Source organism: Pirellulales bacterium (assembly GCA_035533075.1).
GTDB lineage: Bacteria > Planctomycetota > Planctomycetia > Pirellulales > JAICIG01 > DASSFG01.
Genome location: DATLUO010000262.1, coordinates 1 through 14,914 on the forward strand (window position 1 = coordinate 1; position 14,914 = coordinate 14,914).

The 14,914-nt window shown below is 63.5% G+C and carries 15 protein-coding genes; 7 read left to right on the forward strand and 8 right to left on the reverse strand.

Annotation, left to right across the window (positions count from 1 at the left end; genetic code table 11):
* The first annotated feature begins 467 nt into the window (after positions 1-467).
* Both VNH11_32690 and VNH11_32695 read left to right on the forward strand, forming a co-directional pair.
* Positions 468-800, forward strand: coding sequence for a hypothetical protein (locus VNH11_32690; protein HVA51145.1), 333 nt, complete (start codon positions 468-470; stop codon positions 798-800).
* A gap of 718 nt (positions 801-1,518) precedes the next feature.
* The gene (locus VNH11_32695; GenBank protein HVA51146.1) at positions 1,519-2,244 is read left to right on the forward strand and encodes a hypothetical protein; all 726 of its coding nucleotides are present in this window, start codon (positions 1,519-1,521) and stop codon (positions 2,242-2,244) included.
* A gap of 48 nt (positions 2,245-2,292) precedes the next feature.
* Here the strand turns inward: VNH11_32695 and VNH11_32700 are convergent, their stop codons facing one another.
* From VNH11_32700 to VNH11_32735, 8 genes are all read right to left on the reverse strand, one after another.
* The gene (locus tag VNH11_32700) at positions 2,293-2,946 is read right to left on the reverse strand and encodes a Uma2 family endonuclease (GenBank protein ID HVA51147.1); all 654 of its coding nucleotides are present in this window, start codon (positions 2,944-2,946) and stop codon (positions 2,293-2,295) included.
* Between the two features lie 98 nt (positions 2,947-3,044).
* Positions 3,045-3,839 carry a TatD family hydrolase gene (locus tag VNH11_32705; protein ID HVA51148.1) on the reverse strand — a complete coding sequence of 265 codons (795 nt, stop codon included), beginning with the start codon at positions 3,837-3,839 and terminating at the stop codon, positions 3,045-3,047.
* 2 nt (positions 3,840-3,841) lie between these two features.
* The gene (locus VNH11_32710) at positions 3,842-4,150 is read right to left on the reverse strand and encodes a hypothetical protein (protein HVA51149.1); all 309 of its coding nucleotides are present in this window, start codon (positions 4,148-4,150) and stop codon (positions 3,842-3,844) included.
* Positions 4,151-4,197: 47 nt separating this feature from the next.
* On the reverse strand, positions 4,198-6,162 hold the full coding sequence (locus VNH11_32715; GenBank protein HVA51150.1) for a PDZ domain-containing protein: 1,965 nt from the start codon (positions 6,160-6,162) through the stop codon (positions 4,198-4,200).
* A 37-nt stretch (positions 6,163-6,199) separates the two neighbouring features.
* On the reverse strand, positions 6,200-7,105 hold the full coding sequence (locus tag VNH11_32720; GenBank protein ID HVA51151.1) for a hypothetical protein: 906 nt from the start codon (positions 7,103-7,105) through the stop codon (positions 6,200-6,202).
* 3 nt (positions 7,106-7,108) lie between these two features.
* Positions 7,109-7,693, reverse strand: a complete 585-nt coding sequence (locus tag VNH11_32725) for a YceI family protein (GenBank protein HVA51152.1) — start codon at positions 7,691-7,693, stop codon at positions 7,109-7,111.
* Between the two features lie 234 nt (positions 7,694-7,927).
* Complete coding sequence (locus tag VNH11_32730) at positions 7,928-8,863, reverse strand: radical SAM protein (GenBank protein ID HVA51153.1); 936 nt, start codon at positions 8,861-8,863, stop codon at positions 7,928-7,930.
* Positions 8,864-9,338: 475 nt separating this feature from the next.
* Positions 9,339-11,171 (reverse strand): sigma 54-interacting transcriptional regulator, encoded by a 1,833-nt coding sequence (locus VNH11_32735; protein HVA51154.1) that lies wholly within the window; start codon positions 11,169-11,171, stop codon positions 9,339-9,341.
* A 726-nt stretch (positions 11,172-11,897) separates the two neighbouring features.
* On the opposite strand from VNH11_32735, the gene VNH11_32740 reads away from it, so the two are divergent.
* The 5 genes from VNH11_32740 to VNH11_32760 all read left to right on the forward strand — a co-directional run bounded on the left by VNH11_32740 (position 11,898) and on the right by VNH11_32760 (position 14,822).
* Positions 11,898-13,367 carry an Nramp family divalent metal transporter gene (locus VNH11_32740; protein ID HVA51155.1) on the forward strand — a complete coding sequence of 490 codons (1,470 nt, stop codon included), beginning with the start codon at positions 11,898-11,900 and terminating at the stop codon, positions 13,365-13,367.
* Between the two features lie 82 nt (positions 13,368-13,449).
* Entirely contained in the window at positions 13,450-13,704 is a 255-nt protein-coding gene (locus VNH11_32745; protein HVA51156.1) for a hypothetical protein, read from the forward strand.
* Between the two features lie 8 nt (positions 13,705-13,712).
* Positions 13,713-14,375, forward strand: a complete 663-nt coding sequence (locus tag VNH11_32750; protein HVA51157.1) for a hypothetical protein — start codon at positions 13,713-13,715, stop codon at positions 14,373-14,375.
* Positions 14,372-14,560, forward strand: a complete 189-nt coding sequence (locus VNH11_32755) for a hypothetical protein (protein HVA51158.1) — start codon at positions 14,372-14,374, stop codon at positions 14,558-14,560. The genes VNH11_32750 and VNH11_32755 overlap by 4 nt, the downstream gene beginning before the upstream one ends.
* 4 nt (positions 14,561-14,564) lie before the next feature.
* Entirely contained in the window at positions 14,565-14,822 is a 258-nt protein-coding gene (locus tag VNH11_32760; protein ID HVA51159.1) for a hypothetical protein, read from the forward strand.
* Positions 14,823-14,914 lie beyond the last annotated feature (92 nt).

The window sequence follows — 14,914 nt, forward strand, 5'->3', positions numbered from 1 at the left end:
CTACCGGCAGGCGAAGCGTGTCTGGGCTCGTTACCAGGAGGAGGGCGACAGGGGGTTGGTGCATCGGCTGCGTGGGCGGGCCTCGAACCGGCATGTGCAGCCGATCCGCAAGGAGCAGGCGTTGGAGCTTTATCGCGAGAAGTACGCGGGTTATGGCCCTACGTTGGCGGCAGAATGCCTGGAGCGGGACGAGGGCTTGTCCGTGCCGGCGAGTACGCTACGGGAGTGGCTGTCGGATCATCCTTGGCGGCGCCGTTTCGCCCCTCCTCGTATGGCCGCCGCTGTGGGGTTGGACTGCTCCGCTCCGGTCGACATTTCCATCCGTCAGAAACAGGGGACAATTCTATCCGCGTGTGACACGGAACCTCTCAAGTGCTTTACAGCCGCAACCCGGCTGGCTATGCTTTCCGAGGTACGGTGGCCTAGGACTAGGCCGATACTCTTCTCTCTTGTCAGGAGACTGCGTCATGGACGGCGATTTGCAAGCGGCAATGACGGCGGGCCTGTTTGTCGAATACCGCGACGAGCAGGGCAACACCATCGGGCAAACGGTCTTCACCGGTTGGCAAGGTCGGCCGGTGCCGAACATCGGCGATCTGGTTTGCTGCACGGTGCAATTGACGGCCACGCGCCGCCAACGAAAACTGCTCGGCCGGGTGAAGCAACGGCACTTCGAAGTGCAACATGAAGACGACGGCCGACCGTGCGTTTGGGCGCGCTTGGTGCTTGAGGTTGTCGCTTCGCCGACACCAAAACCGACTCCAAAGCCGCAACCGCGGATTCGATTTTCGTCGAATTAACGACCACCTACTCGTCACGTTCGGTCCGCGCACCCGTTGGATCCGCAGTCGATCCGACCTGCCGGTCTCATGACGACCGATTCTATCTTGTTTCTGATCGTCGTCTCCGTTTGCCGCACGGGAAAGCGGACGAAGGCACGGAATGTGCGTCCCATCGAGAATACGAGGGGCAAGATTCGACACAAAGCCAAGCGACAGGGGGTGTGAGATGTTGCGGCGACATTGGTTGACGAGCGGCCTGATGGCCGCGCTGATTTTGTTGGCGACGAGCGCGTCGTCATTCGGACACGGCGGCGGTGGTGGGGGCGGAGGTGGGGGCCACGGGGGTGGTGGTTTTGGCGGGGGGGGCCACGGGGGTGGTGGTTTTGGCGGGGGTGGCCACGGCGGCGGCTTTGGGGGCGGCGGGTTTCATGGCGGCGGATTTGGCGGCTTCGGCGGCGGCGGATATCGAGGCGGCGGCTTCGGCGGAGGAGGCTTCAGAGGGCCGGCGGGCGGTTACGCCTCGGGGTTTCGCGGAGCGCCCGGTGGCAGCTTTGCCGCGCGTAACTTTGGCGGCGCCGGATCACAATGGGCGCGCGGCGGTCAGATGGGCCGGGCCGGTCAAACGTTCGCGGGCGGTGGTGCCCGTTACGGTGCAAACTCGTTCATCGGTCGCCACGGACTCGCAAGCTATGGTGTGGGCGGTGGCAATCTGGGCATGAATCGTGGGTTTTACGGGATGAACCGTGGCCTTTACGGCGGTTATGGCGGGTACGGTGGCTACGGAGGTCTGGGTCTGTTTGGCTTTGGCCCCTACGGACTGGGCTACGGCGGATTCGGCTTCTTGCCGTTCTTCGGACTCGGCTATGGTGGCTACGGCTACGGTGGCTACGGCGGGTATGGTGGCTACGGAGGGTATGGCGGATACGGTGGCTACGGGTCGGGAGGCTATGCGAATTACGCTCCGGCTGCGGGCGACCAAGCAACCGATTACGCGGCTTTGGGCGAGCAAGACTTCAAGGCGGGCCGCTACACCAACGCCATCACTGATTGGCAACATGCGTTGGTCGACGACCCGCGGAACGGCGGGCTGATGATGCTGTTGGGCCAGGCCCTGTTCGCGGTCGGCCGTTACGACGATGCGGCGGGCGCGACGCAGCTTGGTATGCAACTGCTGTCGCAAGACCACTGGGGCACCGTGGTGACTCACTTCCGCGAGCTTTACACCAGCAGCGACTACACCACGCAGTTGCGTGCTTTGGAGTCGTCGGTGAAGGCGGAGGACTCGCCGGCCAAGCGGTTCTTGCTCGGTTTTCATTACGGCTACCTCGGATATCCGAAGCAGTCCGTTCGGGAGCTGGACAAGGCGATCGAGTTGAATCCGAAAGACAAGATGGCCACCGAGCTGCGCAAGCTGATGGCCTCGAAACTGAGCCCCGCTGAGGTATCGGAGGCGGCGGGCTGATGTAGCCCGCTTGCTCCGCAAGCGGAACGGCTGAATCGGATGGGTGGGCTACTCGGCTTTGGATCCGGCGAGTAACTCGTTCAAGACCGCGGGCACCTTGGGCGGCTGCTCCTGCCACAGCCATTCGGGGCGAAGATAAAAGCCCGGCACGACGCGCGATGCGATTTTGCCTTCAGCCGGTGCGATCGACTGGTAGGCTTTGTCGGCGTCCAGCGCGTAGGCTTCCAAGCGCTGATAGAGCGGGTCGATCACCCAGTACTCATCGACGCCCGCCGCTTCGTATTCCAGGTATTTGACTCGCCAGTCTCGGTCGACGCTGTCCTCCGAGACGACCTCGATGATCAAGTTCGGCGCCCCTTCGAAATGGTTTTTGTGCAGACGATCAGAGCGGTTGTTTGCGACAAATAAAACGTCCGGCAAACGACGACGTTTGGAGTTGATCCGCACCGATACTTCGGGGCCCAACGCCTCGCCCAGGTCGCGTTCTCGCGCGTAGTCGTTCAGCAGAGAGTGCAGGAAGTGCGAAAGCCTGTCGTGAACGACACTGACTGGAGACATGATAATCACCTTTCCGTCAACCCATTCGGCGCGCGTGTCTTCGTCGCACCAGGCCAGGAACTCTTCCTCCGTCATGGTTCTGCCCGGAGGCAATGGGGCAACTTCAAGATTGATCGAAGCGACGTTGTGCTGTATTGAAGCCATGATGGAAACCTCCGTGGCTTTATTGTATCTCGCAAGCCGGCAGTCGTAAAACGACCTGGCGAGCACAAATTGGTGCCCCAACCAACCCCAGCCAGCCCTTACGGAGCCTGCCGCTCGGTGATGCCGAACAAACGCCGGGCGTTTTCGAGCGTCTGTGCCGCGAAGGCGTCCGGCGTTGTGCCGCGCGCCGCGGCCAGGCAGGCCGCGGTGTGTACCAGGTGGGCCGGCTCGTTGCGGCGGCCGCGCAAAGGATGAGGTGAGAGATACGGGCTGTCGGTTTCGATTAGGATCCGATCGTCGGGCACGCTGCGGGCCACTGCCCGCAACTCGTCGGCCTTCTTGAATGTGACCATGCCGGCGAAGCTGATAGAGAGTCCCAGTTCGACGCACTCGGCCGCCGATTCGGCACTGCCGGTGAACGAGTGCATCACGCCGGCCATCGGCCCGCGGCGGCGCGCGTCGCGCAGCATCGCCAGCACGTCGGCGTCGCTGTCGCGCGTGTGGACGATGAACGGCAGCCCGCGCTCCTGTGAGAGCCGCAGATGACGGTCGAAGTAATCCTGCTGCAGCTCGAACGGCGAATAGTCCCAGTGGCGGTCGAGGCCCGTTTCGCCCAGTGCCACGACGCGCGGCCGCTCGACCAGCGACCAGACGCGCTCCCAGTCGCCCGGCGCTGCCTGGCCGCAGTAGTTCGGTTGAATGCCCACGGCGGCGAAGATGCCCGAATGCTTCGCCGCCAGCTCGACGCTCGCCAGGCTGCTGTCGGCGGTGATGCCGACCGCCAGCATCGTCTCGACGCCCGCCTGCCGTGCGCGGTCAATCACTTCCGCCCGATCGGCGTCGAACTCCGGCTGGTCGAGGTGAGCGTGCGTGTCGAACAGGTGCATCGTCATAACTATCTGCGGTCGATGCGCGACTTTGCCGAACGCGGACGGAGCACGGCGTAGATCACGCAAAACAAGAGCGCCAGCGGCAACAGCTTGGGTCGCAACGCAGCCATCAGCAACACGGCCAAAAAGACGAACAGCCAGAACTTGTGCCGCACGCGCAACAGATCGGGCAAGGCCAGCCAAAGCAGCCCCATGACGAGGCCCACTCGCCAAAAGGCGCCCTCGATCGCCACGCTGCCGTATCCGAACAACCAACACGCCGCCGCGCCGGCCAGAAGCGCCAGGGCAATCAGGCCGACGGTAGGACGGTGCATGCAGAACAGGGAACAGGGGACAGGTTACAGGGAACAGCAGCAGGTGGTCAGATCTTGTCGAGCGAGTCGATCCATCGCAGCACTTCCGATACTTCGTCGTCGCCGAGCAGGGGCGCTTTTTCCGGCTGCTCTCTCACGGTCACGGCGAACTTCCGATCGCGCAGCGTCTTGATAGCCGCTGCCGTCATTTTTTCGAAACGGCTGGCTTTGGTCTCGGTGAGAAAAAAGTCGAGCCGCGCGACGGGATCGTTGTCGGCCGCCGAGGGAAGGAAGGGCGACCGCAGCGCGACGACGCCCCGCACCGTGTCGCGGTGATTGAAGGCGTAGTAATAGGCCACCATGCCGCCCACCTCTTCGCCCCACACGATCACCCGCAACGGATCGATCTGGTAGCCGGCCTTGAGCTGCTCGACGGCCTTGCGAATGAACTCAAAATCGTCGGACTGCCACTTGCCCGATTCCGCCGCCTTCGGCGCCAACAAAATCAATCGCCCGCGGTCGCAACGGTCCTTCCAGGTCAAGAGCAGGTCGTCGTCGATCTGAGGTTCGCCGGGCGGATGGAGCCAAACGACCAGCGCGTGCGGCCGCCGTGGATCGTAGCTTTCGGGCACATAGCTCAGGGCCTCATTCTTCAACTCCGCAATCTTCAGCGTCGAGCGGCCGGTCGCCGGACGCTGGCCCTCAAACGCGGGAAGTTGGGCTGCGTCCGGCAACTCGGCCGGCACGGCGTCCGGCTCCGCCTGCCAGACAAGATCGAATTTCAGCGTTTGATCGCCGCGATGAATCTCGATAGGCGTCGATTGTCCGATTTCCGCCGCCGCCGCGATCTCGACCAGATCGTCGCGGCGCTTTACCGGCTTGTCCGCGAGCGACGTAATCACGTCGCCCGGCTCCAGCGCGGCTTTCTTGGCCGGGCTATCGGCGTAGACATAACGGACGACGACGCCGTTTTGTTCGGCGTCCTTTCCGCTGCGTTCGGGCAACACGCCCAGGAACGCCCGCTGATAGGGATCGAGATGATCGACCAGCTCGATCTCGCGCACGAGCTTTTCTTCGCCGCGGACGACGGTGATGGAAAGCTTGTCGCCGGCATAATGGCGGTGAACCTCGTCGAGCAACTGCGAGGAGCGCGCGACGGCTCGGTCGTCGATGGCGACGATTTTGTCGCCCGCTTTCAGGCCGGCCTTGTAGGCGGGCGAGTTCGGCCGGGCCGCGGCGATGACCGGCGCGTCGGCATACACGTCGCCGCTTTGCAGGCTGACGCCCACCAGGCCCGGCTTCAGGTCGCCCTCTTTCCAGCGCGGCAGCACGCGATGGATGTGTTCCAGCGGCACGGCAAAGCCGATGCCCGAATCGTACCATTCGACGCCGCCCACCTCGCCGGATTTTTGCGGCGAGAGCGGCGACAGGACGCCCATCACGCGGCCGCGAATATCGACCAGCGGCCCGCCGTAGTTGGTGGGCGAGACCTTGGCGTCGGTCTGGACGGCCCGGCCCGAAAGGCGGTCGACGGCGCTCACGATGCCGACCGAAATGTTGAGCTTGGAAACATCGAACGCCCGGCCGAGGGCGATGGCCCACCAGCCGACTTGAATCTCTTTTTCGGGTGCTGTATCAGGAAGCGGGAGCGGCTGCTCGCGTTCGACCTTGAGCAGCACGAGCATGCGGCTATGGTCGGTGGCGACCAGTTGTGCCGGCAGGCGGGCGCCGTCGGCCAGCGTAACAATGATCGAACTTGGCTTCTGCACGAAGTTGAACGCGCTCGACACGATGTAGCCATCCGCCGACACGATCAGCCCCGTGGCTGGCCCGGTTCCCAATAGCACTTGGCCGACGCGTTCCAGTCCGCCGACGGTTTCGATGCCGACCACGACGGGCGCAACCTTTTCGACGGCGGCCTGAATGGCACGCTGCTCGCGTATCGACAGATCGTCGTCGGCACACAACAGGCCGGACCCGATCAGCAGCATCGCGGCGACGGGGACTGGCAAAGCGTTTTTCATGCGAGTCATGGACGAGTTCAAACGGCCTCCGAATGGTTTGCTCATGCTATTCTAGCAGATTTCCCAGCAGCGGGGCCATGTCGCGGTCGAAGTCGTGTTTCGCCAAGAGAAGCACGGCGATCAGTGGCAGGGCCACCAATAGCAGTCGAATCGCCACAGCCTGCCACGGTTTGCGACCGCGAAGCGGCGGCAACTCCGTGACCCAACACAACAAGGGAGCGAGAAACACGACGATCGCTGGCGTGGCCGAAAGCCGGCCAAAGAAGTGCCCGATGAGCAGCACTCCTGCCAAGGCAATGAGGCCCATGCCGATCAATCCGTGAGCAGCGAAAAGTCGGCTGATGGCGGCCGAAGCGACCGCTGCCCCAGTCACTGCCGCGGCCAGCGGCAAAGCCGCTTCGCCACCGCGGATGTACCCGGCCAGCATCACGGCCAGCCCGCCACAGACGATCGCCTGCGACAAAGCCAGCGGAAGTGAAACGCCCGTGTGGCGCTGGTCGAATAAGAACAACATCGTCCACACGCACGTCAAACCACCGCCGGCAAGCACGAGCCAGATGGCTGCCGGCCATGTCGTTCGCCAAGCATCCGCCGCGCCGCCGAGATAGACGGAACCGTGTAAGAGTACTCTGGCGGTCGCCAGGGCCAGGCCGATCCGCAATAAGCCGGCCAGCCCCGTCGGCAGCCGTGGAAGCACGGCCAGCAATTCCACGACGGTCGCCGCCGGCAAGACGATTGTCAGCAGCCGGTCCAAGGCGTTGGCCGGCGGCCATTGGGGACGAAGATCGAGGACGGCCCACCCGATTGCGGTTCCCAGGCCGACGGCCACGACGCAAGCGGCGTTCATCCAGGCCGGGTTCGCCCACCGCAGCCAGCCGAGCGCCACGACCAAGACCGCACTGGCGCCGGCGGCGGCCAGCGTGGCCAGCAGGCACTCGACCGGGTCGGGCATCGGCTATTTCCGCATTCCTTCGCAGTCGATGTAGATCCGCACCTCGTCGCCGATCAGGCCGATGTTTTTCTTGTCGAAGCCGAAGTCGCTCCGCTTGAGCGACAGTTCCGTGGAGAAGCCGACGCGCTTCGTGCCCATGAAATCGGCCTCTTTGCCGCCCAGCAGCTTGATGGTGACGGGGTTCGTCTTGCCGTGCATGGTGAAGTCGCCCGCCACTTCGTAGCCGCCCTTGATCGGCCTCACGCTGGTGCTCTTGAAGTCGATCGTGGGAAACTGCTTGGTGTCGAAGTAGTCGGGCTGCCGCAGGTGCTCGTCGCGGGCCTTGTTGGCGGTATCCACGCTATCGGCCTTGATCGACAGCTCGAACGACGACTTGGCCGGGTCCAGCTTGTCGATCACGAACTTTCCTTCGGCCTCGTTGAAGCGGCCGTGGATCCAGCTAATGTCGAGGTGTTGGGTTTTGAAGCTGATCGACGAATGGACCATGTCGAAGGCGTACTCATCGGCCGCGGCGGCCGGCTTGACGCCCGTCGAAAGACACAATCCGGCCACGATGCCGATCGTCCAGGTTGAGAAGAATTGACGCACGAGGTCGCTCCTTGGCAAGACGGTTTCAGGGGTTTCAGGGATGAAGCTCAGTGAAGCACGCGAACTGGCATGGTAAGCTCGCGCGGGGCGGGAGTAAAGCGGGTAACCCGGATCCGCTGCAGATGTCCGGTCGGGTTAGCGAATATCCGTAGGGTGGGACCAGCGAGCTTGCGAGCGCCGGCCCACCATCGGCGCTCATGGTGGGCCGGCGCTCGCAAGCTCGCTGGTCCCACCCTACATTGGCTCGCAATGCGAGCAGGTTACCTTCGGCGCGACCTGTTGGCTGAGGTTCATCTGGGCGATGCGTGCGGCACGCCGCGGGCCGCAGTCCGGGCAGTCGAAAAAACGGTCGATGTCCCACAGGTCGGCCAGCACGCGGCCGCGGCCCAGCGAAAGGCCATGCTCCAAGACCTGCTCCAGCGAGCGGATGGTGGGCGGCGAGAAGAGGCCGGCCGCGGCCAATTGTTCCATGATCCCGTTGCCGCCGCGCGTGGGAATGATCGCGCAGCAACCGACGCCGAGAGAGAAGGCGTATTCCAACGACCTGATCGCCCATTCGGCCCCCTCCTTCTCGCTCAAAAACGGAGGTCGCAAGAGAAGGAATGCCCGCACGGCAATCTTGCTGGCCAGCAAGAACTCGGCGGCGCGGGCGAAATCGTCGAGCGTCATGCCTTTGTTCAACCGCGGCAGGACTTCCGGGTGTACCGTCTCCAGTCCCAGCGCGACTTCCAGCTCGCTGCCGCAGGCGTCGCGAAACCGCGGGCACGCATCGCCGCAAAGCTTGGGATGGTTCTCCACGATGACGCGCTCGAACCGGCCGACGCGCCGGACAATGGCCGCGTGATCGTCGGGCGGAACGGCCTGCGAGTCGAAGAAATTGCCGCTGTTGTAAAGCTTGATCTGCCGTGCCGGCGGCAGCCTGGCCAAAGCATAGTCGATCTGCTCTGGAATTGCCCCGGGCGGCGTCGGCCCGTCGATCGTGTTTTTCCACAGGTCGCACATCAAGCAGCGCCAGGGGCATTCGCGGTCCGTGAGAAACACCGTGGCCACATCGACCATGTCGCCTTCCGCCGACGGTTCGCGCTCGACGAAGAAGGCGTAGGGCCGCCGGACATCGACGGCGTTTTTCGGAGGGCGTGCGGCGAGGACCGCGGGGGTCGATAAATCCATCAAATCTCGTGGGCCACGCCGCCAGGACGTGCGAAGCCGCCCGGCGGATATTTGTCTGGCTGGTAGAAATCTTACCGTTGAATGGGCTGTTTCGTCGAGCGCCGTTCCGCGGCGCCGCCTTTGTGACGTTTCCGCGGCCGGCGACGCCCTTGTGGGATTCGGCCGTCGACTCCGCGTCTGCCGTCTGCCATCTACGCTCTTGTGTTGTACTCCCGAACTGGCTTGGGCATCCCGGCGCGCCGGGATAGGCATCGCGCTCCGCCGTGATGGAATCTTCCGGCCCCGGACCGCGATCGCTCGTCTCTGATCATGCACGGCAACTGGCTTGCGCGGCTCTCGCCACTGCCCGATTCCCTCATCCCTCAACAAAGAGGGAGCCAATGTCCATGTCGGCTTCAGGCCGCAATGGGCCGGCGAGTTAAAGGCAGCGATCGAGAAGTGTCTGCAGACGGAAAAACCGTAGGGCGGGACGCCGTTACCGCGGAACGTCGTACTCTTCCAGCTTGCGGTAGAGCGTGGCACGGCCGATGCCCAACAGCCGGGCGGCTTCGGGCACGCTGCCGCCGGCGCGAGACAACGCCTCGACGATCAGCTTCCGCTCCCAATGGTCCATCCGCAGCGAATCGAGGGATCCCTGAGTCGCGTCGCGCAGTCCCAGGTCGCTGGCCTCGATGCGCTCGCCGCCCGCCAACACCACCGCGCTGTCGATCACGTTGCGCAACTGCCGCACGTTGCCCGGCCAGGGCGCGGTGAGCAGCTTGTTGCGCGCTTCGGGCGCCAGCTCCAGCCCCGGCCGGCCGTGCTGCTTGCGGAAATGGTCGAGAAAAAAGTCGATCAGCATCGCCACGTCGCCCTCTCGCTCGCGCAGCGGCGGCACCATCAGCTCGAAGACGCTCAGACGATAATAGAGGTCTTCGCGAAACTTCTTCTCGGCCACGTAAGCCAGCAGGTCGCGGTTGGTGGCCGCGATCACCCGCACGTCGACCTGCACTTCGGTCGTCGCGCCCACGGGCAAGAAGGGATGCCCTTCCAGGATGCGGAGCAGCTTCGATTGGCCGTGCAGCGTCATCTCGCCGATCTCGTCGAGGAACAGCGTGCCCAGGTCGGCCTGCTGAAAGAGGCCCACGTGATCGCGCTCGGCGCCGGTGAACGAGCCGGCCTTGTGGCCGAAAAGCTGGCTCTCCATCAATTCGCCCGGAATCGCCGCGCAGTTGATGGAGAGCATCGGCCGGTCAGCCCGCGGACTGATGCGGTGCAGCGCTCGGGCCACCAGCTCTTTGCCCGTACCGCTTTCGCCGCGGATGAGCACGCAGCCGGTGGCCCGGCTCATGCGGGCCATCTTGTCTTTCAGTTCGCGAATAGCTTGGCTTTCGCCGATGATCTCGTCGTAGCCGGCGGTCTTGTCCTTCAGCCGCGCCAGGTCGGTCTCCAGGCTTTCTTCTTTGCGTGCCCGGACCAACGCCACGGTAGTGATGTTCGCCACCGAGATGGCAAAGTCGAAGTGCGACTGGCGGAAGCGGCCTTGTTCCAGGTAGACGTGGATGGCGCCCAGGGCGCCCCGCTTGGAGAGCAGCGGAACGCAGATGGCGTCGGCATAGTGCTGCAAGGCGTCATTGGCGCCGTCGGCATGCTGGTTGGCAATCCACACGGCGTGCCCCTCGTCGCACACCAGCCGCGTGAGCGATTCGCTGAGCGTCACTGGGGCGGCCGAAGTTTCGGGCACCACCAGCTTCGGTTTCAGCTTTCCGTCGTCGCTGATCCAGAGGAAGCCGGCCACCGAAGCCTCGGTGCGTTCGCGCAGCAGGTCGAGCGAAACTCGCATCAGCTCGTTGGGATCGCTGCAACCGAGCAGGCGGATGCAGAGCTGATAGAGCAGGAGCAGCTCTTTCGACTGCTCCGAATCGCGGATGGCGGCGATGGAGAGCGGTTGGCCGTCGGCCACGCCGATGCGCGTGTCTTTGATGAGCGTCTGGGTGAGGTTGAGATCGCTCATCCGCCCGACGGTGGGCGGCTGTTCGCTCTGGTGGAACAGAAACTCCGTGGCGCCGACCCGCAGCCGATGACCGTCGCCGAGCGTCGCCTCCTCGACTTTCTGGCCGTTCACAAAAGTGCCGTTGCGGCTTTGGGCGTCGCGGACCAGCCAGGCGCCGTTTTCGAAAGAAACCACCGCGTGTACCCGCGAGCAAAGAGCATCGCCGAGCATCAACGTACACTCGGCCCCGCGACCGATGCGGGTTTGCTTGGTGTGGTCGAGCATGACGCTGCTTCCAGCGCGCTGACCAGCCGTGATAGTGAGATATGCGAACAAAGGGTGCGGGAAAAGGGAAATGGGCCTGCTGACGGTGCCGACGGTTCTATTATAACCAAAAGCCCGTAGGGTGGGAGCGTGGGAGCGAAGGAGCGAAGGAGCGTGGGAGCGAAACGGAGAGGGGAGTAAACGACGTCGCCCTTGGTGGGCCGGCGCTCGCAAACTCGCTGGTCCCATGGCATGCGCAAAATCGGGGGCAAGGAGGCGATCCGATGATGCGAGTTTTGTTCCGAATTGGGATTGTGTTTGCCACCAGCTTTAGCTGGTGGTCTGCGGCTGCCCACCCTTTTCCTTTGAGCCGGCTTCAGCCGGGCTTCCTGGACCGTCGCACCATTCGGTATCGCGGGCGAGCGTTGAAGCCACGGTCGAGAAGCCCGGCTAAAGCCGGCTACCGAAGTCGGACCCCGTCCCGCAAACCACCAGCTAAAGCTGGTGGCAGAGCATCGAAGCCGGCTGAAGCCGGCTGAAGCCGGCTCATGGATCTGCGCCAGTTTCGCGCGATGTCGCATCTCGGAACAAAAACAGATCGCAACGTCATCGTCGGAAATCCTTCGTTTGCGCAGGCCAGTCCCACCCTACCTTGTAACGGAAGCCGTCGGCGCCGGGGCATCGCTTGGCCGCATGGCGTGTTCTCAAATCCGGATCGCGCGCGGCCAAGCTCTGCCCCAGCCACCGCCTGCGTCATGCACCCTTTACTTGGCGCGGCGGGCCGGTTGTAATCGGGCCATGAGCGATGCCGAGCAATACGATCCTTATGCCCTGCCGCCCGACGCGCTGCGCGAGCCGCCCCATAGCCTGTGGACCGCCCTGAAGCAGATCGGCCCCGGCATCATCCTGGCAGGCAGCATCATCGGCACCGGCGAGTTGCTGCAAACCACGAAGATGGGCGCCGAACACGGCTTTCAGTTTCTGTGGTTGATCCTGTTCAGTTGCGTGGCCAAGGTGTTCATCCAGGTCGAGTTGGGGCGATATGCTTTGTCGTCCGGCAAGCCGACGCTCTCCGCGCTCGACGAGCTTCCCGGTCCGCGGCTGGGCGCCCATTGGCTCGTGTGGTGGTGGTTCTTCATGCTGCTGGCCACGGTGTTTCAGCTTGGTGCGATGGTGGGCGGCGTCGGTCAGGCCATGCATCTGCTCTGGCCGCAGAGCACCCAGGCCTTGGTCGAATGGCTTCAGCCGGTTGCTCCCTACCTGGCCCGCAAGTGCGGCGAGCATGCGGCTTATCCGTGGGCCGTGCCGACGGCACTGGTCGCCATCGGATTGTTGCTCAGCGGCGGCTACAAACGTATTGAAATCATCACCACCGTGCTGGTCGTGGCGGTGACCGGCGTGACGGTGGCCTGCGTGCTGGCACTTCCCTTCACCGGCTACCCGGTGCCTTGGAAGGAGGTGGGCCGGGGACTGGCGGTGTCGCTGCCCGCCGGGGGCAAAGGCGTGGCCATTGCCTTTTCGGTGTTCGGCATCACGGGCGTCGGCGCGTCGGAGTTGTTCGCCTATCCCTATTGGTGCCTGGAGAAGGGATACGGCCGATACACGGGAGTCCGGCAGGACAACGAGGCCTGGGCGCACCGCGCGCGGGGGTGGATGCGGGTGCTGTCGCTCGATGCCTGGGTGAGCATGGCGGTGTTCACCGTGGCGACGGTGGCGTTCTATTTCATGGGCGCCGGCGTGCTGCACCGGCTGGGCATGATCCCGGAAAAGGACCACATGATGGAGCAGCTTGCCCAGATGTACGTTCAAGCGTTCGGGCATCCTTGGACCAAGACACTGTTCTTGATCGGCGGCAGCGTGGTGCTGTTCAAGACGCTGTACGTCGCCACCGCCGGCAATAGCCGCCTTTCGGCCGACTTTCTCCGCCTGGCGAAGATTGCCCGTCATCCCGACGCCGCGGCCCGCGGCCGCTGGGTGAACCGCTTTTGCGTGTTCTATCCGCTCTTGGCTTTGTGCTTGTTTCTGCTGTTCGGCGATCCGGCCTTCATGGTGCTGTTGGGCGGTTTCGCCCAGGCGGCGACGTTGCCCGTGATTTCCGGGGCCGCGCTTTACTTGCGGTTTCGGCGGACCGACCGCCGGTTGGCGCCCTCGCGTTTCACCGACGTCTGCGTGTGGCTGGCGTTTCTTTTGATCGCGGCGGCGGCGATGTACGCGGTGCCGACGAGCGTCCGGGGCATTTGGACCGCACTGTGGAGTATGCTGTGGTAGGCCGCTTTCTTTCTTCGCCGAGTCGATTGCGTTGGATACAATGATTGTGGACCGCTCGTTAATTTGGGCACGGAGAATCATTATGCCGTTCATGAAAGACCAGGCGTTTACCGGCGAGGGGCAGCAATTCTTGGGCAGGTACCATTCAACCTTCCGCAGCGAAGGCGGACAGGTGGTTGCTCATTTATTCGAGCGGCAAGGTTGGCTAGTGGCCTACATCTACTTTGCGCCGGGCTGGGATGCGACAACGGCGACCGACCGATACTGGAGTGAATTGACGCGATATGCCACGGAGCAGGGCTTTGCCGGTAAACTAAAGACAATTCTCTCCGATTGAGCGCGCCGATGCCCGAAGTGCGCGTGGCCGTTCGCCTCCCCTATCTGCTGCTCTTGCCCGATGGCGAGTATGCAACGCCCGCGGTTGGCGGAAGCATCCGCCTGCGCGAGCAAAGCGAGCTGCATCAAGCTAACGAACCAGAAGAGCTACGAACGGAGGTATCGGCGCTCTTCGTCTGCGGATCGGAACAAGAGGATGCGGTGAAACAGATTCGCGCGGTGCAAGCCGAGCGACTGCTGCGGCAAACGAATCACTTGCTCCGCTGGTATCGTGCGGTCAGCCGGCAACCGCGGGTCGCCGAACTGAGCCGCGCACAAGCAAGCCGGTTTTGTTTCACCGTAGAAGAGACCGGTGAGCTTTGGAGCGAACCGCTCGAGTATGGCGCCACGCCCGAGCCCTTGCCCGCGGAGATTGCCGAAATCCAGCAGTCGATCCGCGAGGGACTGGCCAGCGCCGCCGAGCCGTCTGTGGCCTCGCTGAGCATGCTCGACGCGGAGTACGCGATCAAAACCGGCCGTTTCCGCGAGGCGATCCTGTTTTGCTGGAGCGCGATCGATGCCACGTTCAGCAGGAAGTACGAAGCCCTTGTCGACGACGCCTTGGCGGAGAATGGGACGATGCGCGCAGGTTTTTTCGCGGTCACGCCGATATTCCAATGCGCCACCGCATGAGCGCCGTGATGCATCTCGTCGCCAACCGGTCGTTCTATCGCGAAGCGGGTTTGTGGGACGACCTTTCGCGCAGCTACGACCACCGGAACGGAATTATCCATAACGGCGCAAGTGCCACGGAGGCGGATGCGGAATTGGCACTATCGGTTGCCAAGCGGGTGGTGGCGATTATGGAGGCATGCTAAGCCAATGCCAGCAAATCTTGTTGCCTCGGGAAACACGTACAATCCGAGCCTGATCGTGCTGCGCGATAAAGGCTACGAACTGTGGCTGGAAAAAGCGGAGAACGGATCGCTTTGGTGCGCGAGAAAAAACGGTCATAGCTTCCTGGCTTATTCCGGACCGGAGTTGCTTGGGGTCGTCACGCTTTGGGAATGCCTGGGCGACCACTGGAACCAGCAAACCCCCGACGTGCTGGGCGAACTGTTCGAGAAGAGGGACGATTGATCGCTGCACTTCGCGTCGCTTGCCGATTTGCCGCTTGATTTCACCGCCAGGATTCGCCAAAATCCGGTCTTTAGTCCAGCAGGCCGAGAGAG